Origin of the sequence: Cardiobacterium valvarum, from assembly GCF_900460955.1 — a bacterium.
In the GTDB taxonomy this organism is placed as follows: Bacteria; Pseudomonadota; Gammaproteobacteria; order Cardiobacteriales; family Cardiobacteriaceae; genus Cardiobacterium; species Cardiobacterium valvarum.
The window spans coordinates 1,108,088-1,134,291 of record NZ_UFUW01000001.1 but is presented as its reverse complement, the minus strand read 5'-3'; the positions used below and the strand labels follow the sequence as shown (position 1 = coordinate 1,134,291).

Here is a 26,204-nt window from a genome sequence, read left to right as displayed (position 1 = left end):
ACGCCCATAAAAATCGCGCAGTACTATCTGTACTGTCTTCGGCTCGCCGCCTTGTCTCAGCCCTATTTGAAACGACTATATCCCCCACAATCACAGCAAACTGATGCCGTAACTCACCAGACCATAGGCAATGCCCCACATGACGAGACCGATAACGACATCGAGCAGCCGCCAGGTGACGGGGCGGCGGAACAGCGGAATCAGCAGGCGCGCGCCGTAGCCGAGGGCGAAGAACCACAAGGCGGAGGCACTCACCGCGCCGAGCAGGAACAGGCCCCGCGCCAGTGGCGACAAAGTGCCGGCGATGCCGCCGATGATGACCACCGTATCGAGATAGACGTGCGGATTGAGCAGGGTGATGGCAAGCGTCAGCAGCACCGCCTGCCAGACACCTCCCTGCGTGCCGTCGCTGTCCACCACCAGCGCTTCGCCGCCACGCCATGCACTGCGCCACGCCTGCGCGCCATAAACGAACAGGAACAGCGCACCGACGAAAGCCAGCGCAACCGAAGCCGTGCGGCTCTGGCTGATGAGTGCGCCGAGGCCGAAGACGCCGACACTGATGAGGAGAAAATCGCAGAAAAAACAGGTGAGGACGATGGGTAGGACGTGCCAGCAACGCAGCCCCTGTTTAAGGACGAAGGCATTTTGCGCGCCGATGGCGATGATGAGCCCGCCGGAGACGAGAAAACCTTGAATAATGGTGTGCATGATGTGGCCTGTGAGGGTTGAAAAAATGCTTTATACACGACAAAGCCTCTCCCGTGGACGCTGACGGGGCCAGTAACGTCGCCGCTTGACGAACCCAGTAATGACACCGCTTGGCGAGCCCGGTATTTATGCCGCTTGGCATCTCCTTATCCGATATCCGCCGCCGCTGACAAGACCCCGGCCGCCCAATCGCGGTAAGCGGTACTGACGGCGTCCACATTCACGCAGACAATCTGCGGACAGTTATACGGGTGCTGCGCCAGAAGCAACGCCTCCACCACCGCATACAGATGCCGCGCCGTTTTGATCACCAGCCGCACCTCGTCATCGCAGCACAGCTCGCCCTGCCACCAGTAGCGGCTTTCGATCGCCTCACATTGCACACAGGCGGCGAGGTGCGCCGTCAGCAGGGCATCTGCCAGCCGCGCGGCATCGTCGCGGTTGGCAACCGTCGTCAGCACCAGACACAATTCAATATTCATGGCAAACCTCACGGGTCAACAAAAAAACACGCTTATTGTCATATAATAAAAGTTCTCAACAACATTGGAGATGATAACATGCTGAAAAGACGACAATTTATTACCACTGCTACCGCGTCATTTGCCGCCTTGTCCCTGCCGCTCTCCGCGCAAACGGGCAACAAACTCTCCCTGTGGGGGCCGCCGGTCACGCCGAGCGTGCTGCTCGCCATCGCCGCCCGCGACGGCAAGGCAAAAGACATCCGCCCGTTTACCGTGCAAATCTGGCGCAGCCCCGACCAGCTCCGTGCCGGTCTGCTAAATGGCGACATCGCCGCCTCCATCGTGCCGAGCTATGTCGCCGCCAACCTCTACAACCAGGGCAAAAAGGTCAAACTCTTCAACATCATGAGTGAGGGGCTGAACTACATCGCCGCGCCAATCGCCGCCGGCAAGCCGTTGGTAACAAGCCTTGCCGAGCTTGCCACGCACAGCGTCGTCATCCCCTTCAAAAACGACATGCCCGACCTGCTCCTGCAAATCCTCTACAAAAAAGCGGGGCTTGAATTTGCGAACATCCACTACACCGCGACGCCGCCAGAAGCGCTGGTGATGTTCCTGAGCGGCAAGGTGGACTGCGCCATGCTGCCCGAACCGCTCCTGAGCCTCGCGCAAATCAAGGGCAAAGAAAAAGACAGGGAGATCGTGCGCGCGCTGGACGTGCAGCAACTGTGGGGCAAAGCCTTCGGCACTGCGCCGCGCGTGCCCATCGCCGGCCTGCTCTTCACCGACGATTTCATCCGCGACAACCAAGATTTCATCACCGCCCTCAACGAGGATCTCACTACCGCCGTCGCCTGGAGCAAAGAGAACCCGCAGGAAACCGCCGCCCTCGCCGCAGAATATCTGCCCTTCCCGAAAGAAGCGCTGGCGGAGGCCATCCCGCATTCGCGCTTTGCTGCCATTCCCGCTGCGAGCATTGATAGCGAACTGCTCAATTTTTACACCGAACTGCATGCACTGAATGCGAAAATTACCGGCGGCAAAGTGCCGGATGCGGGATTGTTCTACCGCAGACCGCAAACACTCACACGAATTGACGGACCCGGTGATGGCGCTGCTTGGCACAGAATGTTCCTTCCACCGCTTGCGGGGGAAGGGATTGCGGAGGGACGGAAGAGGGGATAAAAGCCTTTTGACGGCTTTTGAAATAGCACGATAGCGCTACGATAGAAGAAAAATGTAGAGACGCTGCCTGCAACGTCTCAAAGATCCTGCATCTACGCGGGCCCAGTAACTACGCCGCTTGGCGAGGCCCGCTTCTTGCATTCCGGGTAAACGTGACCACCAGGCGGGATTCCGGCTCGCTTCAGCGTTCCAGCACATAGCCATAACCGCGCCGCGTGCGGATGGGGTCGGCGTCCGGTGCGATGGCGCGCAGTTTCTGGCGCAGCGTCTTGATATGGCTGTCCACAGTACGGTTATCGATATGGTCGGGGTGGTCCCAGAGCGTGTTCACCAGCTGGTCGCGGTCGAAAGTCTGCCCGGCGTGGGCGAGCAGATGACGCAGCAGGCGGAATTCATAGCGGGTGAGATCCAGCATCTGCCCGTGATAGGCAATCGTCTGCGCGCTTTCATTCACCTGCCAGACATCGGCGGCTGCCCTACCCTGCCCTTCACTGCGGCGGCACACCGCCTTGATGCGCGAAATCAGCTCGCGGCTGCTGAACGGCTTGCCGCAGTAATCATCCGCACCAAGTTCGAGGCCGACGATGCGGTCCACCTCCTCATTGCGCGCGGTAAGGAAAATCAGCGGCGTCGCCCAGTCGCGGCGAATGCGGCGGCACAGCTCGAAGCCGTCCGTATCCGGCAGGCCGACATCCAAAATGATGCAGTCGAACGCCTGCTGTTGCAGGGCCGCAAGGGCGGCGATGCCAGTATCGTGCCAAACGACCTGCCAGTTCTCGCGCGCCAGCGCGTAAGTCAGCGGATCGGCAATGGCGGGATCGTCTTCAATCAAAAGAATCTGTTTCATGGCCGGATTATAACGTGGCGTTAAGCGGCCGTTCAGGGCGGAGGACTAAGATAGCCCGCGCCTGCATACCGGCAGGCGACAACCAAAGAGGTAAACCATGAAAAAAACATTTTTGCCACTTTTACTCGCCCTTGGCGCCCCCGCGCTGGCCTATAATGACAACGCGGTGGACATGGCCGAACCCACCCCGCCCTCCAAAGTTACGACCACATCGACCATCACCACCAACCGCACCGTCAGCACAGGCGCAGACAGCACGACCACACAGGAAACCGCCGCGCCGGTCACGACAGTGCAGGAAGCGGTAGCCACCGACAAACTGCCCGCGCCGCAAAAATACGACGGCGCCAACGCACAGCAAACCATGAAATTGCTCAACCGGAACTTCCGCGCCCTGCAACGGGCGGGCTCCGTAGAAGAAATGGCCGGACCGCTGCATCTCCTCTCCGCTTACGCCGACCAAGCCCAAGTACTGGGCCTCGGTCGCGACGTACCGAACAGCCAGCAGCAAGTCTACGTGGATGAACTGGCGCAATTCCGTCAAGAAGTCGCCACACTGCGCGGCCACGTGGAGGTAGGTGATTTTGACGCTGCCAAAGCACAGTTGCAGGTTCTCGACCAACTGCGACAAAGCGGCAACAAAATGTTCCGCCTGGAATGACCATAAAAAAAGCCCCGCAACGGGGCTTTTCTATCAATAAAACACAAAATACTTGGCAGCCTCGCCTTCGCCTTCCTGAATAATCATCAGCCAGTCCACATCACCCTTTTCGGCAATATACACATCGCGGTGGATGGATTGCTGAATCGGCGAATTGTGGCGGATCGCCTCTTCCACCAGCGCCACCATACCGTTATAAGCGCGCGGCGTAAGAGTGGCGGCGGAATACGCGATGATCTTCGGGCGCGGACACTTGTTAATTAGCGACAACACCGTAATTAAGGCGGCATTGGAACTGAGCAGGCTGCCGATTTTGCCGAACAATTCCTGCTTTTCATAAACAGCGGTGCTGGTGATGGTTTTCAAATAATCAGCCAGATTCTTCATGATGACCCCAGAGGTTTAGCGGTTTGAGATATATGAATTATAGGCCCTTTTTCCGCCGGAATGGGTGGATTAACACCGCTTAAACGGGGATTTTTATGTGGATTTCTGTGGAGATGCCGCTTTACCGCTTGCCGGATGCCAGAGTGACCGAAAAATCCGTCTCACCCTGCCCTTCCCGCCAAACCGTTACCCATAAAAACCTCCTGCAAAAGCCGCCGCTACTGGCACAAAAAACCGCAAGCAAAGTTGCGGCAACATTTTAATCAAGCACCTCACCTGCCGACATTTCCACCAGCAACTCAACTGCCTGCAATAGCAACTGCCGCTGTGGCGCATCCAGCCGCGTTAACAGCCCTTGCAGCCGCAGCGCCTGATCACGGCTGTGCGGACTGCTGTCATTGATCAAATCCGCAACCTCGCAGCCAAAAACCTCAGCCAACTCAAAAAGCCGCAGCGCCGACGGCACAATATTGCCGCGTTCCAGACGGGATACCGCGTCATTACTCAAATCCAGCCGCTCTGCCACATCCGCCTGCGTCAACCCGGCGGCCTTGCGCTGCCTGGCAATCGCCCTGCCGATGGCCTGTTGCAACCGACGTTTCGCATCCACATCCATAAACACCTCCAGCGCGCGAATATCCGGCATCTATCCGCACACCAAAAGAGAGTTAAATTCTTGTTACACAGAATAAGACTCTGTAATATTTCCCGTGACTGACCACCTGCGACAAGAAACACAAAAAAGCGTACACGCGACACAACCGCGCAAACCGGCTTCCTATAATCCGTCCCAACTACAAACCATCCAACATAACCCATGAAAAACAAAAACGAGCGCCTGGTCTACCGCTTGGGCGGCATCCTCGAACGGCTAAACGCAGGTGAACGCATCTCGGTCAGCGAACTGGCGGAAACCTACGCCGTCACCCCGCGCACCATCCAGCGTGACATTGCCGAACGCCTTGCCTTCCTTGAGGACAAATTCCTCGAAAAAGGCCCCGGTTACTACCGCCTGGACAAAGCCAGACTCGGCCACCTCTGCCAAGCCGACATTGAACGCTTCGCGCGCTTTTCCAGCGTGCAGGACATGTTCCCGAAAATCGACCAGCGTTTTTACCAGGAACAACTCATCCGCAGCATCCAGGTCAAAGGCTTCCAATACGAAGACATCAAACCGCGCCAGCGCGACTTTGATCGCCTGCAACAAGCCATCGAACAGCACCGCCGCATCGAATTCCACTACACCAAAGCGGGGCAGGAAGACGGCAAATACTACCGCCTCGACCCCTACCGCTTGCTCAACAAAAACGGCATCTGGTACCTAGTCGGCCTCTCGGCGGACGACGGCGGCGAGCGCACCTTCTGCTTCAGCCAAATCCGCGCCATCAACGAAAAAGCCGAAACCTTCACCCCGGACGAAACCCTACTGGCGAAAATCGACAACAGCGACAGCATCTACTACGGCAACCAGCTTGCGGAAATCATCATCCGCATCAACGCACACGCCGCGCCCTACTTCCTGCGCCGCAGCCTACTGCCCAACCAGGAACTCATCCGCAAACTTGACGACGGCGGCTTGCTGCTCGCCTGCAAAAACGTCAACGAAATGGAAGTCGTACCCATCGTCCAGTACTGGATACCGCACCTCAGCATCATCAGCCCGGCTGACATACAGGACAAAATGCTCGCCCGCCTCAAACACTATTTGGAAAATAACTGAAAGGAGACCACATGGGCCCATTCATCGGACTATCGCTGCTCATCCTCGTCGCCTACGGCATCCTCCGCAACAGCGGCGAGCGCAAACACCGCCAACTCGAACAACAGCACTACTGGCAAGAAAAAATCGAAGCCGCCTACCGCAAAGGCTATCAGGACGGCATGACGCAGACACAAATCAACAAACTGGAACAACACTGACAAGGACACACCATGAAAAACACCATAGACAGCAACATCAGCATTGGCGCAGGACTCTATGAAACCGTCAGCCGCCACGGTGCCGCCGGCACGGAATTTCTGAAAGGACTGCGCGGCATTGATTACGAAACCGGACAAACCTTTGACCGCAGCCTGCTGGACATCAGCCGCCACAAACTCCATCCGGACTACATAGAGCGCAACATCAAACAACAAGCGGGCTACTCCGCCGAAATCGCGAGCGTCTCGAAACGCAACGCACAGGCCATAAAAGAAGGCGGCACAGCCCGCTTCAGCCGCAGCGAAGACATCGCCCGCTACGGCAAAAACCATCCCGTTGTGGACATCGTCGAACTCATGGAGGGAGAAGAAATCACCTCGCAGATGAAATTCGTCACCAATCAGAAAGCACTACTGAAAAAAATCGCCTGTGGCAAAGGAGGCGGGAAAACCGACCTGTCACGCTATATGCAGGCCGACAAACTGGAAGTCCCGACCGAACAAGTCGAAAACATGAAAGAGATTTGCCGTAAACAGGCAAAAAAACTGCGCGAAGAAGCCGAAAGCACTATGAAACAGGGCAAAACGGACATTGCCTTGCAGAAACAAACAGAAGCCCGCAACTACGAACGCCTCGAACAAAAAATCAGCGACTCCGGCATGACCACCGATGAAGCCATCGCCTATCGCCTGCGCCCCCGCTGGGAAACCGCCAAAGACATCGCCGCCGTCAGCCACGACGCAGGCATCGCCGGCGCCAAACTGGGCGCCGCCATCGGCGGCAGCATCTCGCTCGTCGGCAACCTCGTCGCCATGTACAGCGGCGACAAAACCTTTGGCGAAGCCGTGCTCGATACCGGCAAAGACACCCTGGCTGCCGCCGGGGTTGGCTACGCCTCGGCGTTCAGCGGCAGCGCCGTCAAGACCCTGATGCAACAATCCTCCGGCACTATCATGCGCGAACTCAGCCGCACCGGCCTGCCCGCCATGATCGTATCCGCCTGCCTCAGCACCGGTAAAAGCATCACCCGCTTTGCCAGTGGCGAAATCGATGCCGAAGCCATGCTGCACGAAATTGGCGTCAGCACCAGCGGCATGCTCTCCGCCTCCATGTTCACCGTCATCGGCCAGGTCGCCATCCCCGTACCGGTACTCGGTAGCATGATTGGCGGCATGATCGGCTACGCCCTCACCAACACCTTCTACCAAAGCTTCTTTGACGTGCTGAAAGAGAAAAAACTCTCCGCCGAACGCCTCGCCATCGTCACCATGCAATGCGAAGCGGCGCGGATGCTGGCACGTGCCTACCAACAGGAGCTCTGCCGCCTGTTTGACGAAAAACTGACCCAACTGGATCACGAAAGCCGCGCCCTGTTCGCCACGCTGGACGATCCGGACATCAGTGCCGACGACTACTGCGCCGGCATGAACCGCTTTGCCGCTATGCTGGGCAAACGGCTCACCATCAACAACATGGCGGAACTTGATGCCGCCATGCTTTCCGACAAACCACTGATTATTTAAGGACTAACTCCATGTATCTGCACGAAATATCCGGCTTGCTGGAAAAAGTCTTCTTTCTGGAATGCGCCACCCTCCTCCTGATGCGGGAGGGTGATGGTCAGAAAGAATTACTGACAAAAGAAGAAGAAAAGAGAGAAGACATTATTGAGCCCTACGCATATAACCTTAGCGAATTGGATAAAAACGTATTGCAGGAATCTGCTCAGGAAATGCAGAAAAATGAACCAAACAAATTCATTTCCCTGCCATCGTTTTGCGAGAAGACAATAGAAAATAAATACGTTAAATATTCTGATAACCTGAAATTCTACACTGACCTTAACACAGATTCTCATTGTAATCATGACACGCTCAGCCTTATTTTCAAAAGAACATTAGACAAATATTACAATAGAAATGCAGATAAAGATGGTGCTATGGCAGTTTTTAGCAGCATAATTGGAACAATGACGAGATTATACAGTAAATATAAAAACACTACTGATGAAATAATTTTTTCAAATGCCTTAAGCTATATTATCAAAAACAAAAGAGATGTCATTCAATCATTCGACTCAAGAACAAAGAAGATATTTATCTACGAACTAATAAATATAGGAACCAAAACCAAAGGCTATAAAGATTCTCAGCATAAATTATTATGTAGAATAGCGGAATCTATAGGATTAGATGCAGAAACTGTCAAAGAGTTTCAAGAAGCATCTGCCAGTTTGCACAAAGCAGAGCATGATTTATCAGAACTGATTTACGAATAAACATGACTTGCTTACTCTTCACAGCATGATAGGATTTACATCCGTCATTACTTTTTAACAAACCTTTTTCTATCCAAGGAGTTAACCATGTACCTACATGAACTGTCATCCCCCATCCACAAAGCATTTTTTCTGCAATGCGCCTGTTTGGTCGCCATGCGGGAAAAAAACAACAAACCTGTTGCAAATAAAATCACGAAAATAGATGCTGTAAAGCCATACTCTACCTGCATTGACGAGGATAAATTTAAGATATTAGACTTCTTTACAGAAGAAATGCAAAAACTTGAAGAAGGATGGAGTAACGATTATTTCTCTATCTTAAAAAGAATACTATCTTACGATGCTGAATACATAGAAGGTGATAGTTCTGTTTCAGTAGTAAATGATGGTAATATTTTTCCAATAACAGAAATAACTGATGAAAAATTAAAAGAGCTTAAAAATCAAGAGAATAATAATAAAGACACTATAATTGCTGTAGAGCAATTTATAGACAGTATAAATGAGATAAGAAATAAAGCATCTTCTGAAAAACTAGTTTACCTATGTAACAAACTAATAAAGCTAGTTGAAGGGGATAATGAATATATAGAAAATATCATAAAGAAACTAACCCATGCTGGCTTTAAGGAAGAAGTTGCTGAAAACTTATGTTACTTATTATTGGCTCAAGGAGCGGGAGTGCTTATTGATGGCATTGAAAAAGGCAAGGAAAGCAGATTTACTGGGTTGGGATTCTCACTTACCAGCACAAGCCTTATCCCGCTGGTTATATATTATGATGCCCCCGAAATCCAGCAAAAAATGATGCAAAACATCATGCAGGGAGGAAAGTTATTTAATCTTGATAAAAGTGAAATTATCAGTTCTTTACTGGAAATGTCTGAACTGAAATCTGTGGTATTCAATCTTGCCATTGAAATATTGAATTTCTCCGCCTATGCCTTGGCACCATTTGGCATAAAAGAACAACGGGTTTTCATTTTGGGATTACTGCAAGTAGCCCTTGCCGACAATCAGGTTGGCGAAGAGGAACTGGCAGTTATTCAAAGAATTGCTGTCGCAATCGGCAGTGATACGGAAACGGTTGACGAATTGCAGGAAGCGATAACACGCCTGCACCGCGCCAATCAGGAAATTAGCAATCTTATTAGCGAATAAGGAGAAAATCATGGCTATCCCATTAATTGTAGGTCTTGCGGCCGGTGCTGTCGGTTTGTACAAGGGCGGCAAAGCAATCATGGATAACAATAAAGCGGGTGATATTAATGCCAGCGCAAAAGACATCATGCAATCGGCAGAGAAGTGCGTAAAAGATTCGCGTGAGGCTTGCCGTACCGCACTGGAAGAATTGGGGCAACACAAAGCCAAAACGCTGGAAAACAACGTGCAGGATTTCCTGCAAACTTTCAACCAAATCAAAAATGTGGATTTTGCCCGCGACAGCGGTCTTGGTAATTTGGTGCCACGCAATTTCAATACCGACCTGAAAGAAATGGCAGCCAGCGTATCGATGGTAGTTAGTGCAGGCTTGGGTGTTGGCGGCAGCGCAGTCAGCGGGGCATTGGTCGCCTTTGGCGCTTATAACGGCACCATGCTTTTTGCTGCCGCCGGCACCGGCACCGCCATCAGCACACTGAGCGGCGCAGCAGCCACCAATGCCACGCTGGCATGGCTTGGTGGCGGCACAATAGCATCCGGCGGAATGGGCGTTGCCGGTGGGGTCATGGCACTGCAAGCTCTTGTCGCCGGCCCCGCTCTACTGGTTGCCGGTTGGTATATGGGTTCCAAAGCAGAAGCCAATCTGAATAATGCCCGCAGCAATAAAGAACAAGCACTGAAATATGCTACGGATATGGACGTGGTCGTAACCATGCTGGATGGCATTACCGCTGTCGCTAAAACCGCATCGGGTATCCTCTCCACCCTGCGCACCCATGCCCGCCGTAATCTGAAAACCCTCAAATCGGTCATAGAAGAACAAGGCTTGGATTATGCGCAGTACAATCAGGAGGGCAAACTGTCCGTAATGAAAAACGTCAAAATCATGCAGGTCATTAAAGCCATCATTGATACCCCGATACTGGATGAAGAAGGCAATCTGATGGGCGATGCCACTAGCAATTTGACACAAATCGAGCAATGCGTACAAAGCGGCTTTATTGATGCCTTACCGCAAAAATAAACTACAAACCTTATATCTGCCCGCTTCAAGCGGGCAGATAACTTTCCACTATGACCCACAACATATTGACCCCCTTCCCCTGCAATAGCTGCGGCCAATGCTGCCGCCGCGTCGGCTTGAGCCCGCAAACCGCCTTCCTTGATCGCGGCGATGGTGTCTGCCGCCATTTCGATGAAACAACCAACCTGTGCACCATCTACGAAGAACGCCCGCTGGTGTGCCGCGTGGAAGCGTATTACCGTCGTTATCTTTCCCACCAAATAGCGTGGGACGAATTTGTCGAACTCAATCTGGCGATGTGTCGCAAGTTTCAGGAAGAAGGTAATCCGCAATCTTGAGCATAGGTGTCTGCCCATCTCGCACTCGTAGCAAAGAGTCTTTTTCTTGCTAAAGGTGGTGTGCCTGCGGGCGAATGCCCTCCCCCCTGCCTTTGTATGTTCTCCTCACAGGCCGCATGAAGCGGCTTACACAACAAACCCCGGCCGTGGCTCTTCTCAAACGGGCGTGGGAGGCTCAGATTGTTTTCTGGAATTGGTATCAAATAAAAATCGCGACCGAAGTCGCGGCACTATTCTAATCAAGCGCTCCGCCCGCCGACATCTTCACCGCTTGCAACGACTACACCCTACGCGAGCGGTTCCAGCCTCAAAGGGCGGAAGGCTCAAATGCAGGACGAATTTAGCCAATCGGGCAGACGTCGCCTGCTTTTCATTGTGTACGAAATCCCAGCCGAACCTCAGCGAATATCCGCTTCGAGGACAATACTGCCGTCGCCGTCTGCCGCGCAGAGGCGTTGCAGGGCAGGCAGCGTGGTGGCGAGTTCCACCGGCAAGGTGTAGGGCGGATTGATGAGGAAAAGGCCGCTGCCGTGCATACCGTAATCGTCACGGGCGGGGCAGACATGCAGTTCGGTGCGCAGGTAATCGTGCGGGAAGCGCGCGCGCAGGGCGGCGGGAAAGCGGCGGCTTTCAGCGCGGGCAATGCAGGGATACCAGATGAGATAGCAGCCATCGGCGAAGCGCTTGTGCGCGGCGGCGAGGGTATCGAGGACGGTTTGGTAGTCGCTTTTTTGTTCGTAAGGCGGGTCGATAAGGATGACGGCTCGCCGGCTCGGCGGCGGCAGGCGGGCAATGAGGCCGGCAAAGCCGTCACTCTGTGCGACGTGCAGGCAGCGGCCGAGGCGGAGCGGACGCAGGTTATCCTGCAAGGCCTGATAATCGGCGGGATGCAATTCGTAGAGATGCAATTTGCCGGGCGGTGGCAGGGTTTTGGCGGCAATCAGGGCGGAGCCGGGATAGGTGTCCGCCGCCGGCAGCAGGGCACGCAGTTCATCCCGCCATGCGGCGAGCGCAGCGGGCAGATCGGTAGCGGCAAGGAGACGGGTAAAGCCACTATCGTATTCGCGGTTTTTCTGCGCGTAATCGCCGCTGAGGTCGTATTGCCCCGCTCCGGCGTGGGTATCGATGTAGTCGTAGGGCTTCTGTTTGCCGTTGTAGTAGGCAAGCACGCGACTGAGCAGGTAGTGTTTCAGGAGGTCGGCGTGATTGCCGGCGTGGTAGGCGTGGCGGTAACTGAGCATAGCGGGTTCCGGAGAAAGTGTCCGCATCATTGTCGCGCGTGCGCGGCGTGGTGGCAAAAAGCCCCGCATGGGCGGGGCTTCGTGGTGCGGGGCGGTTACTGGCAACGATAGCCGCCGTCTTGATATGTCGCCACTTGCGGATAGGCGCAGAGCGGCATTTCCTGATTGGGGAAGGCTTTGCCGCGCGCCAGCAACCGCTTCGGCGCTTCGCCTTTTTCTTGCCAGTTTTCCAGCGCGGTGAGCGGGTCGAAATCGTCATAGGCTTGGCCACCGCCGCAGTGGTTCATGCCCGGCACCATGAACAGGCGGCTAAAGCTGGCCGCATCGGCAGTGTCCTGTTGCAGTGCTTTGTACCACTCGACCTGGTCTTTGGCGGAGAAGACGGGGTCGGAAACGCCGGTAACGACGATGAGTTTGCCGCCGCCCGCCTTGAAGCTGCTGAGGTCGGTGCTGATGGCGTCGTTGAGCGCGCCGGTCTGGTAGGTTTTTAGCGGGTCGCGGTCGAAGTCGAATTTTTCTAAATTGAAATCGGGTACGGCCGGGGTCATGAAGTACCACAGCAGCGAGCCTGCGCCGAGGGTGACGCTGCGCGCATCCGCTTTGCCTGTTTGCGAGGTGCCCAGTTTCCAGGCGCGCCAGTCGGGCTGGTTCAGCCCCGTGTCGTAGTACCAGCCGCTGTAGATGGGGTTGCCCTTGCTGTCGCGCGCGCCGTCCATCACGGCTTTGAGCGCGGCAATTTTGGCTTGGGGCAGGTCAAGGCTGTCGGGCTGGAAGTCGCAGTTTTCCCAGGCGTTGATGATGCCGTCGGCGCGGCCGTCTTTGCTGTCGCATTGTTTGAGGACGGCGGCGCTGACTTTGTCGAGGTCTTCTTGGGTCAGCGCGTTGGCGAGGATTTTTTCGCCTTTGTCGTTGGCCGGCGCGATTTTCATGAGCTGCTGGTAGTCCCACTGTTGGGCGACGGCAGCACGCGAGAGACGGAAGCCGGGGTTGGCGGCGATGACGCCGTCAAATTCCAGCGGATAGCGCTGCGCGGCAATCAGCGCTTCCCGTCCGCCATTCGAGCAGCCCATGAAGGTGCTGTGTTTGGGGGCTTGCTGGTAGTGCTGCCGGATAAGCGCTTTGGCGACGGTGGTCACTTTGCCGGTCGCCTGATAGGCAAAGTCGAGGCGCGCCTGCTGGTCAGCGCCGAAATCAGGGGTAGGCGTAGGATGGCCGCCATCCATGCTGACCACGGCATAGCCGCGCATCAGCGCCGGGGTGGCGGTGGAACTGCGCACGGGGATGTTGCCGACCGCCGGGGCGACGAAGCCGTCCACGCCACCGCCACCCTGGAAGAGGAAGCGCTGGTTCCAGTTTTCCGGCAGGCGCAGTTGGAATTTGATGCCGTAATGCTTGCCGTCGGCACCGGTGCGCGCGCCGATTTCTCCGCTGACAACGCAATGCGGCGGCGCTTTTTGCGCAGCGGCAGAGCCGCCGGTGAGGGCGGCCATATCATCGCCAGCGATGGCGCCGTCTGACCAGGTGACGCTATTGATGACGGTATCAGGCAGCGTGGTTTGTTGCAGGGCGAGGCAGTTTTTTTCGTCGGCCTGGGCGGTGAGCGCGACGGCGGTGAGGCTTAAGGTGATAAGGGTTTTCTTCATGCTGGCTCCTGTGGTTTGCATCAGCGCAGATTATCGGGGAAGTTGGCGGGCAGTTCACTTGCGGCGCAGTTGATGATGCTGTCGTCGTTTTCCCCGCAGTCACGCACGAAGGTAATGGTGGCAAATTCGTCGATGACTTCGGTCGGGTAGGCGGGGCCGGCAGCACGGTATGCTTCCATCTGCGGGATATGTTCGTTCTGGAAGCAGACGGTTTTCTGCGGGTCGTTTATTACCCAGCACGGAAAGAAAATGGTGCCGTGGAAAAGGCGGTCGCCGAGGTTGACGATGAGGCTGACATCCGTGCCGGTCGGCTCGGTCCAGGAGATTTTGTAGCTGTCGCGGCCCACCCTGGCGATATAGACGCGCTGATCTTTGACCCAGCGGTTGCCGACGATGCCGCTATGGATGCGGTAATCAAGCGTCTGTGCGTTTTTGACGTAGATTTCGTAGTTCCAGCCGTTGTCGTAGGTATAAACCAGGTGTTTGCCGAGCAGGCCGCGCAAATCGTGTTTATCAAAAGTCGTCATGGATTTTTCCTTGGTTTGGATGATGCGGGCATGATAGCGGCGCTGCTTTTAGGGAAAAATGCGATAATCGCTAAATAGCTTTTAACAAAATGATGCCTAATGGAACCGCAGAATCCCGATTTGCGCACCCTGACTTTCTTCCTCGATGTGTATCGTTGGCACAGTTTTTCCGCCACGGCGCGGCAACACAATCTGTCCGTGCCGGTCATCACCCGCTGCATCAGCCAACTGGAAGCCGTCCTGCGCACCCCACTCTTTTACCGCACCACCCGTGCCGTTCTGCCTACCGAAGCCGGACACCGTTTTGCCGAGTACGCCGAGGCGATGTTGCAACACTGGCGGGAGGCGCAGCAGGCGCTGGCCGATTTGCACGAAACGCCATCCGGCACCATCCGCATTCATGCCCCGCTGGTCTTCGGACAACGGCATATCGCGCCGTGGTTGAGTGGGCTGCTGCGTCGCTATCCGCAGTTGAACGTAGAGCTGCTGCAACGTGATGAACAGGCCGATTTTCAGGCCGACCGTCTTGATCTGGCCTTTTGCATTGGCAGCCGCCCCGATTCCGCGCTGAAGATGCGTACCTTTGCCCGCGAGCATCATTATCTTGCTGCCGCCCCATCCTATCTGGCGGCACACGGCAAACCGCAGACACCGGATGAACTGGGCGCGCATTACTGCCTGCTTTATCGGGGAAAAAATGGTCTGGACCGCTGGTTTTTCCGCACGGATTCGGCCCGTGACTGGGCAAGCCCGCCCCTGCGCGGCAAGATTGTCGCCGATAATGTGGAAATGCTGCTGCGGGCAGCGCTGGATGGTGCCGGACTGGTGCTGTTTCCCGACTGGCTTCTCGGTGAATATATCCGCCGTGGCGAACTGATATCCCTCTCCTGCGGTAGCCGGCAGGTAGCGACCGATCCCCATGAACATTATGTTGGCGCCGTCTATCCCCGCACCTGTCAGCCGTCACGCAATCTCTGCGCCGTGCTGGACTATTTCAGCGAGGTCTTTGGTGAGAGGGCGTATTGGCTGCTGGATGGCGAGGATGACGGTCATGGTCATTCCCCATAGTTCTGAACCGGGTTGTCTTCGGCTCGCTGCCTTTCTCTGCCCTATTTGAAGCGACGATAAAAGGCGGCTCGAACGGCAACGATACCGCCCGGCGCCGCCGCACTCACAGTTTCAGGCGGTAGATTTCTTCCAGTGCGTCGTTGCTGTCCACCGAGCAGTTGAGGTCGCGCAGGCGGCCGTCGTGCACGCTGTAGATCAGGCCGTGCACGCACAAGTTTTGTCCGCGCGCCCAGGCGCGTTGCACTTCGTCCGATTTGCAGACGTTTTTGACTTGTTCGATGACGTTCAGTTCGCACAGGCGGTCTTTTTTGGCCTGTTCGTCGATAAGGGCGAAGTTGGCGCGGTTGTTGTTATAGACGTCTTTGATGCTGCTCAACCAGTTGTTCATCATGCCGTAGTCTTTTTTGCTGAGGACGGCTTTGATGGCGCCGCAGTCGTAGTGGCCGCCGACGATGATGTCGCTCACTTGCAGTTCGTCCACGGCAAACTGGATGACGCTGTGGCAGTTGAGATCCATGGCGTGGACGATGTTGCCGACGTTTCTGTGCACGAAGACTTCGCCCGGCAGGAGCCCCATCACCTGGTTAGCGGGGATGCGGCTGTCCGAGCAGCCGATCCACAGGTAGGCGGGGTTTTGCTGGGCGGCGAGGGCGTCGAAGATGCCGGGGTTGTCGGCGGCAAAGGTTTCCGCCCAGCGGCTGTTGTTTTCCAGGAGGGCTTCGATGTGGGCTTTTTTCATGGTCTGTTGGGTGGTGGCAGCCAAGCGGGATGGCTACTGGGCCCGCCAAGCGGGATAGTTGCTGGACTCGCCAAGCGGGATGACTACTGGGCCCGCCAAGTGGGATGGTTACTGGACCCGTCAAGCGGGATAGTTACTGGACTCGCCAAGCGGGATAGTTACTGGGCCCGCCAAGCGGGATGGTTGCCGGGCCGCCAGGTGGCATAGCCACGCACTTTCGCTTTAGGCCCCGATGTCGCGGCGCCAAGTGATGCCGTCAAACTGTACGCGGGCAATGGCATCGTAGGCTTTTTGCCGCGCTTCGGCAGCGGTTTGGGCGACGCCGACGAGGTTCAGTACGCGGCCGCCACTGGTCAGATATTGGCCGTCGCTGTATTTGGCACCGGCAATGAAGACTTGCGCGTAGAAACGCGCCTGTTCGAGGTGGTGGATGGGCAGGCCGGTGCGGTAGTCGCCGGGGTAACCTTTCGAGGCGGCGACAACGCAGCAGGCATGCGCGTCTTTCCAGCGGAAGACGTTGGCGTCAAGGCGACGTTCCAGCGCGGCCTGCACGGCGTCAAGCAGTTCGCTGTCGAGTAGTGGCAGCACGGCCTGGGTTTCGGGGTCGCCGAAGCGCATGTTGTATTCGAGCAGGTACACGCCGCGCACCGTCACCATCAGGCCGAAGAAGATGACGCCGGCGAAGTTCATGCCTTCCGCCTGGATGCCGCGCAGGGTGGGTTCGAGGATGTCGCGGCGGAAGGCGTCCATTTCGGCGGCGCCGAAGCGGGGATGCGGCGCGATGACGCCCATGCCGCCGGTGTTTTCGCCGGTATTGTTTTCGCCGATGGTTTTGTGGTCGCGCGCGCTGACCAGCGGCACGATGCTGCGGCTGTCGCAGAAGCTGAGTAGCGAGCATTCGTAGCCGTCGAGGTATTCTTCGATGACGATTTCCGCGCCCGCCTCACCGAAGCGGCGTTTTTCCATCATGGCGCGCACGGCGGCTTCGGCCTCGGCCTGATTCTGGCAGATGACGACGCCTTTACCGGCGGCGAGGCCGCTGGCTTTGACCACGGTCGGGTAGGGGCAGTCGTGCAGGTGGGCAAGTGCCGCATCCAGTTCGTGGAAGGCGGCATAAGCGGCGGTTTTCACGCCGTATTTGTGCATGAAGTCTTTGGCGAAGCGCTTGCTGCCTTCGAGTTGCGCCGCCTGCTGGTCGGGGCCGAAGATGGTGAGCCCTTGGGCCTGGAAGGTATCAACGATGCCTTCAACCAAAAGCGCTTCTGCGCCGACGAAGGTGAGGCCGATGTCGTTCTGTTTGGCAAAGGTCAGGAGGTCGCTGACGCGCGTGAGCGGGATATTGCGCACCCGCTGCATATTGGCGGTGCCGGCGTTGCCGGGAGCGACGTAAATCTGCCGGACGCGGGCGTCTTGCGCGAATTTCCAGGCCAGCGCGTGTTCGCGCCCGCCTGCGCCGATGATCAGGATATTAAGCATGGTGGTGTTCCTCTATGGCTTGGTTGTGTGGGAGGCGGTAAAAGCGCGTGGTTTTCTCGCTTGGCGCGTGTTTGCCGTATCCGTGAAAGGTCGTGATTATAGTCGGTTCGAACGGGCTGTTTTAGGCGACTATGTCGCCAGCAGGCGGGCGACGGTTTCCGTGAGCAAGCGGTGTTCCTGCGGCTGAATACGCGCTTGCAGGGTGTGCGGCATGTCATCCGCCAACACCGGCACCCGTGCCTGGGCGATGACCGCGCCGCTGTCAATGCCGCTGTCCACATAATGCACGGTGCAGCCGCTTTCCCGCTCGCCCGCGTCCAGCACTGCCTGATGCACGCGCAGGCCGTACATCCCCGCGCCGCCGTATTTCGGCAGCAGCGACGGATGCAGGTTGATGATGCGCTGCGGAAAATGCGCGACCAGCGCGGGCGGCAGGATGCTGAGGAAGCCGGCAAGCACCACCAGATCCGTGGCGGCAGGCATGGCGGCAGCCAGCGCAGCGGCAAAATCCGCACGTTTGCGGTCAACGAGGACAAACGGCACGGCAGCGGCTTCGGCGTGCTGCCTGCCGCTGCACTCGCGATCGGCGATGACGGTGTTGACGCGCGCGGGAATCTCGCCGCATGCGCAGGCATCCAGCAGGGCTTTGAGGTTGCTGCCGCCGCCGGAAATCAGGACGGTAAAGGATTTCATGCGTTCTCCTTGAATTGCCGGGCTTGTAGAAAAAAGGCATGGCTATCCCTATTGGCGGCAGCAAATGCCGCTTGCGGAATGAAATAAGCGATATTGCGATCCACATAAAAAAGCAGAAAATCCTTGTCTTCAATGATGCGGTAAACCATAGGCCAAGAATAAAAATGTCTGGCGCGTCCCGCTTCTTCATGCGTCAGACCTTCCGGGGACAGGGTAATGGTGAATTGCCGCCCATCCAATGGATAAAACATACTGCGAATAAAATTGCCATATTGCCAGCGCTGAAAAAATATCACGGCAAGGAGCAAAGCGCCCAGCAAATAGAGCAAATGCCGCAAGGCTTGATAAGCATCATCGGCGACCGCAAGACAAATATCCAAACCTGCTTCATCGCCAAATAGATGGCAATTCCCGTATAACGTACTGCCGACATTAGCCATCGCCTGTCCATACCAATAGAAAAGGGCGAATATCATCAGCGTGAATGCCGCCATACCAAGCCACTGTCTCCGCCGCAAGGCAGGCTCACGATAGCGGCAAAGCCGTCGCCCCGCCTGCCGTTTCTCGCGCTCCGTTGCCGCGAAAGTAATTTGCATGGCGTTTGTCATGAAAGATCCTTGTAGTATTGCAATAACTGAAAATAGCGGTTTTCCGTTTCCTTATCGGCAAATACACGTTGCGGAATCACAAAGGCCGCGGCCTGATCAATAAATACAAACCACGGCTCCTGTTCACATATTACCCGCTCAATGGTTGGCCAAAAATAAAGCATACGGTTTTTATCCAGCTCCTCACTATAAAATCCTTGCGGCGCTACCGTGTAAACAAATTGCCGCTGGGGCAATGGACGGAAGGCGGCATGCCGTTTAATGCGGATTTCATAAAAAATAGAAATTGACAGCGCCATTGCCGCAAAAATAACTGCCTGAATAATGAACCATAGCGCGCGGATACCATCTGCGTCAGCAAGTAGCGCCCCATCTTTCAAGAAAGAAAAACGATTAACGGCAATATAAGTGCAGACAATAAAAATCAGCATACAAAGTGCATCCACCCAACGCACACGCCGCAATACCGGCTTGGACAAAAAGCGCTGCAATACACGCGAGGCCGTGCGCTGTTCTGTGGCCGTCAGCACAACCGTCACCGACAAAGACTCACCATTCATCCGCCACCTCTTCATCGCGCACGGCGACAATGACCGCATCCAGCACCGCCGCACAGCGCTGCACCGCCGCCTCGTCTTCCTCACGACTGATGAAGCCGACACACAAATCCGGATTGTCCGCCCGCCAGCGCCACAACGTCAGGCCGTAACCCTGCAATTCTTGCGCGGCATGAGCAAGCAGCAGGCGCGGGTCAGTCTCATAAATCAACGGCTCGTCATCCGTTTCCTGCACGCCGAAAAACACATCCGCCTGCCAGTTCGCCGCAACTGCGCGCAAATCATCCACCAAATCAAATATATCCGCCCATTCAGCGGCAAACACCGCCTCATGCTGCAACAAATGGTACGTCGCCCAAAACGGTGGCAAATCGTGATTGCGCGCTTCCAGCAGCGCATCATCCAGCGTTTCCTCAGCGTCCACAAAGCGGTCTGGCTCAGCATCAATCAATTGCAGCAACTGCCGCAAGGCAGCAGCGTGATGTTCCCGTTCCGACATAAATTCTTCCCCCTGAAAACGGCGCGTATCATAAACGACACTTATTTTTCCATCGCAACCCGTTGATTACACAAAGCTAAAAAAGAAATATGGAAAGAATGTCATTTTTCCTATCGCAAAATGGCAAATATGTTACATTACTGCAATCTCTTCTTAATCCGCACAGGAGTGTTTACACAATGAAAAAAACCCTCGTCCTATTACTCGCTGTTGCCCTTGCGACCACAGTTGACGCTGCCCCGCGCCAAAAAAGCAAAGCCAAGGCGAACCGTTCGGCAAAAACGAGCCAGGTCACGAACTACAATGAAACCTACACTGTTGGTGGCCAGAAAATCCCTGCCATCCGCAACCGACACCTGCTGAAAGCCATCCCACCCGGCACGCCGCTCATGCCGCCGAATGCCGCTGCCGCGCGTGACCGCATTGGCGTCCGCCCGCTCAATTTCAGCGGCGGTCAGGCGCACATCTCCGGCAGCATCCGCGGTCTCGGCATAGCCGCATACAGCTTCAGTGGCAGCGCCGGGCAATCCATCCGCATGGTGCCGAACAGCAAAAACTTTGCGATGGAGTTCGCCCTCTTCAATCCGCAGATGGGGATGCGCTTCGGCTCGGTACACACCCTGCCCTACAGCGGCGAATACGAAGTGCGCATCGTGCAGAACCACAAAAATGCCGCACACAGCAAGACCGCACGCCCTTATAACGTCACCGTTTACCTTGATGGCGCGGCAGACGGCATAGCAATGCCGGTCGGCGGCGACATGGGCATGGGCGGTAACGATCCGATGCCGGTAAAACGCAGCGTGCCAATGCGTGCCGCCCCGGCTGCTGCCATGTCGGCCCCGGAAATGGATGCCGAACCGGAAGCCGCACCGGCGCCGCGCAAAGCTGCCCGTACCCCGGCAAAAGGCAAAGGCAAATCGCGCAACTATCAGTGTGAAAACGGTGCCAAATTCAACGTCGAATACCTGGACATCAACACGCCAAGCCCGACCGCCGTCGTCCACAGCGATTCTGGAGATTCCAGCCTGCCGCTTGACACCTCGGCCAGCAGCGGCAAGAACCTGATTTTCAGCTCGGACGAAGGTATGCTGCACTTGGTCAAAACCCAGGGCAACAACCTCGCCCGAGCCGAAGTGCTATCGTTTGACCACAACGGTTCGCCGATTGGCTTCGGCTGCAAACCGCGCTAAGCACTCAGGTTTGACGATAAAAAAGGATGCTGCGGCATCCTTTTTTATTTCCGGATGTTAGGGCCAGACGACCCGCCAAGCGGCATCAATACTGGTTTTGCGCGTTAGCACAATATCCCTTCCCCCGTTCACGGAGGAAGAGGGCGCGCAGCGACGGAAAGGGGGATGGGAGGATAAAGTCGCCAAGCGGCGTAGTTGCTGGGTTTATGGCAAGCCGGAATCACCAGTTTTACAGCTGTGGCAGGATGTAATCGGGGGAAATCCCGCTGTCCTTAATGTAGTGCGCATAATCCAGGCCGCGATAGAAGCCGTGTGCGGTGAAGAGCGCAGTGCGCACACCATAGGCGTTGCCACCGAGGATGTCGGTGTGCAGGGTGTCGCCGCACATCAGCGTCCGCGTCGATTCGTAGTGATCAAGGCGGCGCACGGCGATGTCATAGATGGCGGGATAGGGCTTGCCGCAGACGCGCACATTGGCAAAGAGCGCATCCGGCAGGGTGAGGATATAGCTGCCCGGCTCATAACTGATGTGATCCGGCATCGGCGCGATAAGGTCGGGGTTGCCGAGGATGATGGGGCGCGGACGGGCATCCAGCGCGGCAACCAGTGCCTGCTGGCGGGCGGCGTCCCAGTCAGCGGTGGCGAGGAAGAGGTAGCCGTCAACGCATTCATGAAAATAGGCGTCGCTCTGGTGAATGACACGCAGGCCGAGGGCATCGAGGTCTTGCTGGCGGTCGGCGAGGCCGATCAGCCCCCAGGTCATGTCGCGCGGATAATCGGCGAGCATGGCCAGCACGGCGTCACGGCTGGTGACAATTTCTTCGGCGCTGAAGTCGTAACCGAGGCCCGCGAAGCGCTCGACCATATGCGGTTTGCCGACGCTGGCGGCATTGGAGAGGACAAAGACACGTTTGCCCTGGGCGCGCAAGGCAGCGACGGCCTGCACCGCGCCGTCGATGGCGACAGGACCGACGTTGAGCACGCCAAAGGCATCAAACCAGAACACATCAAACTCATCGGCGATGGCGAGAACGTTATCGGCGTGCTGCGGTGCGCGGTCGTGCGGGTGGTAAGTCGGCAGGCGGTAGCGGATATCTTCAAGTTGGCGGTAAGCATTAAGAGCGGGCATGGGGATTCCTTAAGGTTGGGCGGCAAAAGCGGTGGGGGCAAGCGGCGCGCGTTGCAGCAAGGCGGCCAAGGCATGATTATCGGCGGTTGAGCCTTCCTGCAACAGACGGATATTGCCGGCACTGAGCACGCCGTTACTGAGCAGATTGGTCAGCGGCAGGAAGGGGCGCAGCAGCGTCAGCGGGATAGGCAGAATGCGCGGCGGACGGCGCCGGTGTATCGTCTGCCGCAGCACACCGAGATAGGCGGCAAGCGATAGCACTTCCGCACCGCACATATTCATGACCGTACCGTGCGCGGGCGCATCTGCGACCAGCGCAGCCATGCCGTCGGCCACATCCTGCACATGCACCGGTTGCAGGGCAAAACGGCCACCGGCAGGCAGGGCGAGGACAGGCAGACGGGTGAGCTTCAAGAACAATTCCGTGCTGTGCCCGCCACGCCCGTACACCAGCGACGGACGGGCGATAGCAACCTGCATACCGCTTGCCACGACTGCCGCATCCCCGCGTCCCTTGCTGCCCACAAAAGCGACCGGATGGGCGGCATCGGCGCCGAGCGCGGAGAGCTGCACCCAGCGCGGTACGCCCGCTTCCACCGCCCAAGCGGCGAGTTGCGCGGGCGCGTGATGATGCACCGTTTCCAGCACATCTGCGCGGCGGTGCATGATGCCGACTGCGTTCACCACCACATCCTGCCCGGTAAACAGCGGACGGACGCGGACAGGGTCAAGCGCAAAAAAATCGGCCTCACGATGACCAGGCGTGGTGAGCGTATGCCCACGGGCGCGCAGCACCGCAGCGATGCGGCTGCCGATAAAACCGCTTGCGCCAAAAAGCAGAATTTTCATAAAACCCCTGTATCAAGAAAGCGGCAAGGGTAAAACAAACCACGCGCGGATGCGACCAGCAACGCCATGCTGGACTGGTGCCTGGGCAAATTCGGGGATGACGTGTGGGAGGTGGAGAAAGTGCCGTTAACGGCAAAGGCGTGATTTTTCCCAATCCCGGAAAATGATTTGGGTGTGTTGACGTTCCTTCCTTTAATTACCATCCGCTTTTTTGCAGAAAGCCATTCAATAATGACGATTTCATTCTATACCGTCTTCCCGGTTATATTCGATCATCTCATTTATGGCATAAACAACCCATTCCCAAAAATCATTAAATTCCTTGCGCTGTTCCCAGCCGGGGCTGGCAAAATCGTGGATAAGTTGCACCTTGCTGCCTTTGCCAATTTCAAAACAGGCAATATCGTCGCAATCTCCCCTGCGGGCAAAAGGAATTAATTTCCTGTCGGGATAGCGTTTTTGCAAGCCGTCATAACGAAGTTTGGCGTGTTCGGCATCCATGAGATACCACACATCAAAATCCACCAGATTCAGCTTCACAATCTTCTTGAATGATGCCGGATACTGAAATATGGATTCATTGAGCATATAAGTATTCATTACGTTATCTTCTGTAAGCGGTAGGTGTCATCATCTGCCTTTGATAAATAAAAAAAAGGATAGTTGCCTATCCTTCTTTTTATTCGCGCATACATGGCTGTCAGCTTTCCGGGAAGATGACACTCAGCAGCATTTTGAAGTTTTCTTTGCCATAGACGGCGTGGGGATGGTTGGCGGGCATCACGATGGATTCACCGCTGTGCAGCAGGTAGGGCATGCCGTCGATGGTGAATTCGCCTTCGCCGTCAAGAACGGTAACGAGGGCATCGCCTTTGGATTCGTGCGTGCTGATGCCTTCGCCTTTGGCAAAGGCGAACAAGGTCAGGCCGACGCCCTTGTTTTGCACCAGGGTTTTGCTGACCACTTGCCCTTCGCTGTAATCAACAAGTGAGGCGAGGGTCAGTACTTCGGCCTTGCTGATGTTCTTGAGTATGTCGCTCATGGTTGTCCTCCGTTGCAGTAGCGCATATTGCTACACCGTCATCATACGCCCCGCTTAATGCGATTGCAGTACGCGCCTGCCTGCCCCGTTTTTACCGTCGGGACAGGCGCTTTTCCCGCCGCAGGCGGGCGGGTTTCCTTTTACAATAGCCGCCCGTTTTCCCGTTTTTTCCGTAGCCTAGAGAGGATGGCCGCTTATGGAAAGCATGAACCTGTTATTCCTGATTTTTGCCTTTTTGTTCTTCATCAGCGTTATCGCGACTCGTCTCTCAGCGCATTTGGGGATGCCGTTGCTCCTGGTGTTCCTCGGCGTCGGTATGCTCGCGGGGGAACAGGGCATCGGCGGGATACAGTTCAACAACTTCCTTGTGGCCAACCTCATCGGCCAGCTCGCACTCGCCATCATCCTGCTTGACGGCGGCCTGCGTACCAGCATTGCCAGTTTCCGTATCTCGCTCAAACCGGCGGCGGTGCTGGCAAGCTGGGGCGTTATCGGCACGGTGCTGGCGCTGGGCCTTTTCATCACCTTCTTCCTCAAAGTGAGCTGGCAAATGGGCTTCCTGATGGCGGCAATCGTCGGCTCGACGGACGCGGCAGCAGTATTCTCGCTCTTGCGCAGCAGCGGCGTGCGCCTCAATTCGCGGGTCATTTCCACGCTGGAACTGGAAAGCGGCGCGAACGACCCGACGGCAATATTCCTCGTTACCGCCATGATTACCCTGTTTGATACGACACAAGCGGCAGGGGTGTGGTCATTCCTGACGATCCTGTTCCAGCAACTGGGTCTCGGCCTGCTCTTCGGCTGGCTGGCAGGACGCGGCCTTGCCTGGCTGCTGCACCGCATCCCGCTTGCCGAAGGGCTCTACGCCCTGCTCGTCGCCTCCGGCGGGATGATGCTCTTTGCTTTCACCAACCTCTTTGGCGGCAGCGGCTTCCTCGCCGTCTATATCGCGGGTATCCTCATCGGCAACTCGCGCAACCCCGCCAATGAGCACATCTTCAACGTCATGGACGGCTTCGCCTGGCTGGCGCAGGCCACCATGTTCCTCGTGCTGGGGCTGCTTGTTACCCCCAGCCGCCTGCTGGAAAAAAGCTTCGCCGCACTCATCATCGCCGGATTCCTCATCCTCATCGCCCGCCCCTTTGCGGTCGCCACCGGCCTCTGCTGGTTCCCCTCATACAGCAGACGTGAAATGGCCTACATCAGCTGGGTCGGACTGCGCGGCGCAGTGCCGATTACCCTGGCAATGATGCCGCTCATGGCGGGCGTGCCGGAAGCGCGCTTCATCTTCGACATCATCTGCGCCGTAGTCATTCTCTCGCTGCTCATCCAGGGCACGACCATCGGCTACATGGCGCGCAAACTCAAAGTCGTGCTGCCGCCGCATCCCGAACCGCTGGACAGCAAGGAAATCTGGCTGACCGACAAACTCACCATGCAACTGCAATCCTTCAAAGTCGCCGAGCACTCGAAGGCCGAGCGCAGCCACCCCTACGCACTCACCCGCCTCAAACCATTCGCCAACGCCCGCCTCTTCGCCCTGCTGCGCGACGGCGCCATCATGAAAGTCGGCATGAATACACAGATGAAAAAGGGCGACATCGCCTGGTATGTCTTCCCTGAAGACCGGGGCAACGAATTTGCCGAACAGTTCGCCGGACACCAGCAAAGCGCGGACGAACAGGCATTTTACGGGGAAATCGAAGTCAAACCCTATGTGCGCATGGGCGAACTGGCAGCGGCGCAGGGTATTAACATCGGCGAAGGCAACGATGGCCGCACCCTCGGGGAGCTCTTCCGCGAACGCTTCGGCGATGTGCCGGTCGCGGGCGACCGCCTTGACCTGAACGGCTGCGAAATCACCGTCAAGGAACTGGACGAACGCGGCTATATGAAATGGCTGGCGGTGAAAAGGCCGCCGCCCAAACCCACCATCACCATCGTTGCAGCGGAATAAAAC

General features: G+C 56.4%; 31 protein-coding genes. 13 read left to right on the top strand and 18 right to left on the bottom strand.

Going from position 1 to position 26,204, the window contains the following annotated elements; translation table 11 throughout:
- Positions 1–90: 90 nt before the first annotated feature.
- On the bottom strand, positions 91–711 hold the full coding sequence (locus DY250_RS05515) for a LysE/ArgO family amino acid transporter (protein ID WP_115611421.1): 621 nt from the start codon (positions 709–711) through the stop codon (positions 91–93).
- Between the two features lie 146 nt (positions 712–857).
- Positions 858–1,193 (bottom strand): divalent-cation tolerance protein CutA, encoded by a 336-nt coding sequence (gene cutA / locus DY250_RS05510; protein WP_115611420.1) that lies wholly within the window; start codon positions 1,191–1,193, stop codon positions 858–860.
- Positions 1,194–1,271: 78 nt separating this feature from the next.
- Between cutA and DY250_RS05505 the strand changes: the two genes are divergently transcribed.
- On the top strand, positions 1,272–2,360 hold the full coding sequence (locus DY250_RS05505; protein ID WP_245951043.1) for an ABC transporter substrate-binding protein: 1,089 nt from the start codon (positions 1,272–1,274) through the stop codon (positions 2,358–2,360).
- A gap of 181 nt (positions 2,361–2,541) precedes the next feature.
- Here the strand turns inward: DY250_RS05505 and creB are convergent, their stop codons facing one another.
- Positions 2,542–3,207: a two-component system response regulator CreB gene (creB, locus tag DY250_RS05500; protein WP_115611419.1), complete on the bottom strand. Its 666-nt coding sequence runs from the start codon at positions 3,205–3,207 to the stop codon at positions 2,542–2,544.
- A gap of 97 nt (positions 3,208–3,304) precedes the next feature.
- On the opposite strand from creB, the gene DY250_RS05495 reads away from it, so the two are divergent.
- Positions 3,305–3,868 (top strand): cytochrome b562, encoded by a 564-nt coding sequence (locus tag DY250_RS05495; protein ID WP_115611418.1) that lies wholly within the window; start codon positions 3,305–3,307, stop codon positions 3,866–3,868.
- 33 nt (positions 3,869–3,901) lie between these two features.
- Here the strand turns inward: DY250_RS05495 and DY250_RS05490 are convergent, their stop codons facing one another.
- Positions 3,902–4,255 (bottom strand): hypothetical protein, encoded by a 354-nt coding sequence (locus tag DY250_RS05490; protein WP_115611417.1) that lies wholly within the window; start codon positions 4,253–4,255, stop codon positions 3,902–3,904.
- Between the two features lie 95 nt (positions 4,256–4,350).
- Between DY250_RS05490 and DY250_RS13955 the strand changes: the two genes are divergently transcribed.
- On the top strand, positions 4,351–4,518 hold the full coding sequence (locus tag DY250_RS13955; protein WP_172542222.1) for a hypothetical protein: 168 nt from the start codon (positions 4,351–4,353) through the stop codon (positions 4,516–4,518).
- Here the strand turns inward: DY250_RS13955 and DY250_RS05485 are convergent.
- On the bottom strand, positions 4,515–4,901 hold the full coding sequence (locus DY250_RS05485) for a helix-turn-helix domain-containing protein (protein WP_115611416.1): 387 nt from the start codon (positions 4,899–4,901) through the stop codon (positions 4,515–4,517). The two genes, DY250_RS13955 and DY250_RS05485, sit on opposite strands and share 4 nt — an antisense overlap.
- Positions 4,902–5,072: 171 nt before the next feature.
- Here DY250_RS05485 and DY250_RS05480 point away from each other — a divergent pair, with 171 nt between their 5' ends.
- The 7 genes from DY250_RS05480 (at position 5,073) to DY250_RS05450 (ending at position 10,980) form a co-directional block, all read left to right on the top strand.
- Positions 5,073–5,975, top strand: coding sequence for a helix-turn-helix transcriptional regulator (locus tag DY250_RS05480; RefSeq protein WP_115611415.1), 903 nt, complete (start codon positions 5,073–5,075; stop codon positions 5,973–5,975).
- 11 nt (positions 5,976–5,986) lie between these two features.
- A complete protein-coding gene (locus DY250_RS05475; protein WP_115611414.1) occupies positions 5,987–6,175 on the top strand; it encodes a hypothetical protein in 189 nt (62 codons plus the stop codon).
- 12 nt (positions 6,176–6,187) lie between these two features.
- Complete coding sequence (locus DY250_RS05470; protein ID WP_115611413.1) at positions 6,188–7,699, top strand: hypothetical protein; 1,512 nt, start codon at positions 6,188–6,190, stop codon at positions 7,697–7,699.
- An 11-nt stretch (positions 7,700–7,710) separates the two neighbouring features.
- The gene (locus DY250_RS05465; protein WP_115611412.1) at positions 7,711–8,454 is read left to right on the top strand and encodes a hypothetical protein; all 744 of its coding nucleotides are present in this window, start codon (positions 7,711–7,713) and stop codon (positions 8,452–8,454) included.
- An 87-nt stretch (positions 8,455–8,541) separates the two neighbouring features.
- Positions 8,542–9,618, top strand: coding sequence for a tellurite resistance TerB family protein (locus tag DY250_RS05460; protein WP_115611411.1), 1,077 nt, complete (start codon positions 8,542–8,544; stop codon positions 9,616–9,618).
- 10 nt (positions 9,619–9,628) lie between these two features.
- Complete coding sequence (locus DY250_RS05455) at positions 9,629–10,642, top strand: hypothetical protein (RefSeq protein ID WP_115611410.1); 1,014 nt, start codon at positions 9,629–9,631, stop codon at positions 10,640–10,642.
- A gap of 50 nt (positions 10,643–10,692) precedes the next feature.
- Positions 10,693–10,980, top strand: a complete 288-nt coding sequence (locus DY250_RS05450) for a YkgJ family cysteine cluster protein (protein ID WP_115611409.1) — start codon at positions 10,693–10,695, stop codon at positions 10,978–10,980.
- 398 nt (positions 10,981–11,378) lie between these two features.
- Here the strand turns inward: DY250_RS05450 and DY250_RS05445 are convergent, their stop codons facing one another.
- The 3 genes from DY250_RS05445 to DY250_RS05435 form a co-directional block, all read right to left on the bottom strand.
- The gene (locus tag DY250_RS05445; RefSeq protein WP_115611408.1) at positions 11,379–12,221 is read right to left on the bottom strand and encodes a 23S rRNA (adenine(2030)-N(6))-methyltransferase RlmJ; all 843 of its coding nucleotides are present in this window, start codon (positions 12,219–12,221) and stop codon (positions 11,379–11,381) included.
- Positions 12,222–12,316: 95 nt separating this feature from the next.
- On the bottom strand, positions 12,317–13,864 hold the full coding sequence (locus DY250_RS05440) for a tannase/feruloyl esterase family alpha/beta hydrolase (protein ID WP_245951042.1): 1,548 nt from the start codon (positions 13,862–13,864) through the stop codon (positions 12,317–12,319).
- A gap of 20 nt (positions 13,865–13,884) precedes the next feature.
- Positions 13,885–14,391 (bottom strand): phenolic acid decarboxylase, encoded by a 507-nt coding sequence (locus tag DY250_RS05435; RefSeq protein ID WP_115611406.1) that lies wholly within the window; start codon positions 14,389–14,391, stop codon positions 13,885–13,887.
- 99 nt (positions 14,392–14,490) lie between these two features.
- On the opposite strand from DY250_RS05435, the gene DY250_RS05430 reads away from it, so the two are divergent.
- Positions 14,491–15,459, top strand: coding sequence for a LysR family transcriptional regulator (locus DY250_RS05430; RefSeq protein ID WP_115611405.1), 969 nt, complete (start codon positions 14,491–14,493; stop codon positions 15,457–15,459).
- A 103-nt stretch (positions 15,460–15,562) separates the two neighbouring features.
- Here the strand turns inward: DY250_RS05430 and DY250_RS05425 are convergent, their stop codons facing one another.
- From DY250_RS05425 to DY250_RS05400, 6 genes are all read right to left on the bottom strand, one after another.
- Complete coding sequence (locus tag DY250_RS05425; RefSeq protein ID WP_115611404.1) at positions 15,563–16,198, bottom strand: carbonic anhydrase; 636 nt, start codon at positions 16,196–16,198, stop codon at positions 15,563–15,565.
- A 222-nt stretch (positions 16,199–16,420) separates the two neighbouring features.
- Complete coding sequence (gene purD / locus DY250_RS05420; protein WP_115611403.1) at positions 16,421–17,674, bottom strand: phosphoribosylamine--glycine ligase; 1,254 nt, start codon at positions 17,672–17,674, stop codon at positions 16,421–16,423.
- A gap of 129 nt (positions 17,675–17,803) precedes the next feature.
- Entirely contained in the window at positions 17,804–18,367 is a 564-nt protein-coding gene (gene purN, locus DY250_RS05415) for a phosphoribosylglycinamide formyltransferase (RefSeq protein ID WP_115611402.1), read from the bottom strand.
- On the bottom strand, positions 18,364–18,975 hold the full coding sequence (locus DY250_RS05410) for a YcxB family protein (protein ID WP_115611401.1): 612 nt from the start codon (positions 18,973–18,975) through the stop codon (positions 18,364–18,366). Before DY250_RS05410 ends, purN begins: the two co-directional genes overlap by 4 nt.
- Positions 18,972–19,535, bottom strand: coding sequence for a hypothetical protein (locus tag DY250_RS05405; RefSeq protein WP_115611400.1), 564 nt, complete (start codon positions 19,533–19,535; stop codon positions 18,972–18,974). The genes DY250_RS05410 and DY250_RS05405 overlap by 4 nt, the downstream gene beginning before the upstream one ends.
- A complete protein-coding gene (locus tag DY250_RS05400) occupies positions 19,525–20,031 on the bottom strand; it encodes a DUF6630 family protein (protein ID WP_115611399.1) in 507 nt (168 codons plus the stop codon). Before DY250_RS05400 ends, DY250_RS05405 begins: the two co-directional genes overlap by 11 nt.
- 179 nt (positions 20,032–20,210) lie before the next feature.
- On the opposite strand from DY250_RS05400, the gene DY250_RS05395 reads away from it, so the two are divergent.
- A complete protein-coding gene (locus tag DY250_RS05395) occupies positions 20,211–21,224 on the top strand; it encodes a hypothetical protein (RefSeq protein WP_245951041.1) in 1,014 nt (337 codons plus the stop codon).
- Positions 21,225–21,453: 229 nt separating this feature from the next.
- Here DY250_RS05395 and DY250_RS05390 read toward each other — a convergent pair whose 3' ends face one another.
- The 4 genes from DY250_RS05390 to DY250_RS05375 all read right to left on the bottom strand — a co-directional run bounded on the left by DY250_RS05390 (position 21,454) and on the right by DY250_RS05375 (position 24,244).
- Entirely contained in the window at positions 21,454–22,353 is a 900-nt protein-coding gene (locus DY250_RS05390) for a TIGR01459 family HAD-type hydrolase (protein ID WP_115611397.1), read from the bottom strand.
- 9 nt (positions 22,354–22,362) lie between these two features.
- Positions 22,363–23,202 (bottom strand): NAD-dependent epimerase/dehydratase family protein, encoded by an 840-nt coding sequence (locus tag DY250_RS05385; protein WP_115611396.1) that lies wholly within the window; start codon positions 23,200–23,202, stop codon positions 22,363–22,365.
- 240 nt (positions 23,203–23,442) lie between these two features.
- Positions 23,443–23,802 (bottom strand): hypothetical protein, encoded by a 360-nt coding sequence (locus DY250_RS05380; RefSeq protein WP_115611395.1) that lies wholly within the window; start codon positions 23,800–23,802, stop codon positions 23,443–23,445.
- A gap of 100 nt (positions 23,803–23,902) precedes the next feature.
- Positions 23,903–24,244, bottom strand: a complete 342-nt coding sequence (locus tag DY250_RS05375; protein ID WP_115611394.1) for a cupin domain-containing protein — start codon at positions 24,242–24,244, stop codon at positions 23,903–23,905.
- 196 nt (positions 24,245–24,440) lie between these two features.
- Here DY250_RS05375 and DY250_RS05370 point away from each other — a divergent pair, with 196 nt between their 5' ends.
- The gene (locus DY250_RS05370) at positions 24,441–26,201 is read left to right on the top strand and encodes a potassium/proton antiporter (RefSeq protein WP_115611393.1); all 1,761 of its coding nucleotides are present in this window, start codon (positions 24,441–24,443) and stop codon (positions 26,199–26,201) included.
- Positions 26,202–26,204 lie beyond the last annotated feature (3 nt).

Bases quoted from the DNA above. Each gene is read 5' to 3' on its own strand.
- purD (WP_115611403.1), bottom strand. From the start codon at position 17,674: ATGCTTAATATCCTGATCATCGGCGCAGGCGGGCGCGAACACGCGCTG.
- DY250_RS05495 (WP_115611418.1), top strand. From the start codon at position 3,305: ATGAAAAAAACATTTTTGCCACTTTTACTCGCCCTTGGCGCCCCCGCG.
- DY250_RS05410 (WP_115611401.1), bottom strand. From the start codon at position 18,975: ATGACAAACGCCATGCAAATTACTTTCGCGGCAACGGAGCGCGAGAAA.
- DY250_RS05505 (WP_245951043.1), top strand. From the start codon at position 1,272: ATGCTGAAAAGACGACAATTTATTACCACTGCTACCGCGTCATTTGCC.
- DY250_RS05425 (WP_115611404.1), bottom strand. From the start codon at position 16,198: ATGAAAAAAGCCCACATCGAAGCCCTCCTGGAAAACAACAGCCGCTGG.
- DY250_RS05405 (WP_115611400.1), bottom strand. From the start codon at position 19,535: ATGAATGGTGAGTCTTTGTCGGTGACGGTTGTGCTGACGGCCACAGAA.
- DY250_RS05460 (WP_115611411.1), top strand. From the start codon at position 8,542: ATGTACCTACATGAACTGTCATCCCCCATCCACAAAGCATTTTTTCTG.
- DY250_RS13955 (WP_172542222.1), top strand. From the start codon at position 4,351: ATGTGGATTTCTGTGGAGATGCCGCTTTACCGCTTGCCGGATGCCAGA.
- DY250_RS05455 (WP_115611410.1), top strand. From the start codon at position 9,629: ATGGCTATCCCATTAATTGTAGGTCTTGCGGCCGGTGCTGTCGGTTTG.
- DY250_RS05485 (WP_115611416.1), bottom strand. From the start codon at position 4,901: ATGCCGGATATTCGCGCGCTGGAGGTGTTTATGGATGTGGATGCGAAA.
- DY250_RS05375 (WP_115611394.1), bottom strand. From the start codon at position 24,244: ATGAGCGACATACTCAAGAACATCAGCAAGGCCGAAGTACTGACCCTC.
- DY250_RS05470 (WP_115611413.1), top strand. From the start codon at position 6,188: ATGAAAAACACCATAGACAGCAACATCAGCATTGGCGCAGGACTCTAT.
- DY250_RS05440 (WP_245951042.1), bottom strand. From the start codon at position 13,864: ATGAAGAAAACCCTTATCACCTTAAGCCTCACCGCCGTCGCGCTCACC.
- DY250_RS05430 (WP_115611405.1), top strand. From the start codon at position 14,491: ATGGAACCGCAGAATCCCGATTTGCGCACCCTGACTTTCTTCCTCGAT.
- DY250_RS05480 (WP_115611415.1), top strand. From the start codon at position 5,073: ATGAAAAACAAAAACGAGCGCCTGGTCTACCGCTTGGGCGGCATCCTC.
- purN (WP_115611402.1), bottom strand. From the start codon at position 18,367: ATGAAATCCTTTACCGTCCTGATTTCCGGCGGCGGCAGCAACCTCAAA.
- DY250_RS05490 (WP_115611417.1), bottom strand. From the start codon at position 4,255: ATGAAGAATCTGGCTGATTATTTGAAAACCATCACCAGCACCGCTGTT.
- creB (WP_115611419.1), bottom strand. From the start codon at position 3,207: ATGAAACAGATTCTTTTGATTGAAGACGATCCCGCCATTGCCGATCCG.
- DY250_RS05450 (WP_115611409.1), top strand. From the start codon at position 10,693: ATGACCCACAACATATTGACCCCCTTCCCCTGCAATAGCTGCGGCCAA.
- DY250_RS05515 (WP_115611421.1), bottom strand. From the start codon at position 711: ATGCACACCATTATTCAAGGTTTTCTCGTCTCCGGCGGGCTCATCATC.
- DY250_RS05380 (WP_115611395.1), bottom strand. From the start codon at position 23,802: ATGAATACTTATATGCTCAATGAATCCATATTTCAGTATCCGGCATCA.
- DY250_RS05465 (WP_115611412.1), top strand. From the start codon at position 7,711: ATGTATCTGCACGAAATATCCGGCTTGCTGGAAAAAGTCTTCTTTCTG.
- DY250_RS05445 (WP_115611408.1), bottom strand. From the start codon at position 12,221: ATGCTCAGTTACCGCCACGCCTACCACGCCGGCAATCACGCCGACCTC.
- DY250_RS05475 (WP_115611414.1), top strand. From the start codon at position 5,987: ATGGGCCCATTCATCGGACTATCGCTGCTCATCCTCGTCGCCTACGGC.
- DY250_RS05435 (WP_115611406.1), bottom strand. From the start codon at position 14,391: ATGACGACTTTTGATAAACACGATTTGCGCGGCCTGCTCGGCAAACAC.
- cutA (WP_115611420.1), bottom strand. From the start codon at position 1,193: ATGAATATTGAATTGTGTCTGGTGCTGACGACGGTTGCCAACCGCGAC.
- DY250_RS05370 (WP_115611393.1), top strand. From the start codon at position 24,441: ATGGAAAGCATGAACCTGTTATTCCTGATTTTTGCCTTTTTGTTCTTC.
- DY250_RS05395 (WP_245951041.1), top strand. From the start codon at position 20,211: ATGAAAAAAACCCTCGTCCTATTACTCGCTGTTGCCCTTGCGACCACA.
- DY250_RS05400 (WP_115611399.1), bottom strand. From the start codon at position 20,031: ATGTCGGAACGGGAACATCACGCTGCTGCCTTGCGGCAGTTGCTGCAA.
- DY250_RS05390 (WP_115611397.1), bottom strand. From the start codon at position 22,353: ATGCCCGCTCTTAATGCTTACCGCCAACTTGAAGATATCCGCTACCGC.
- DY250_RS05385 (WP_115611396.1), bottom strand. From the start codon at position 23,202: ATGAAAATTCTGCTTTTTGGCGCAAGCGGTTTTATCGGCAGCCGCATC.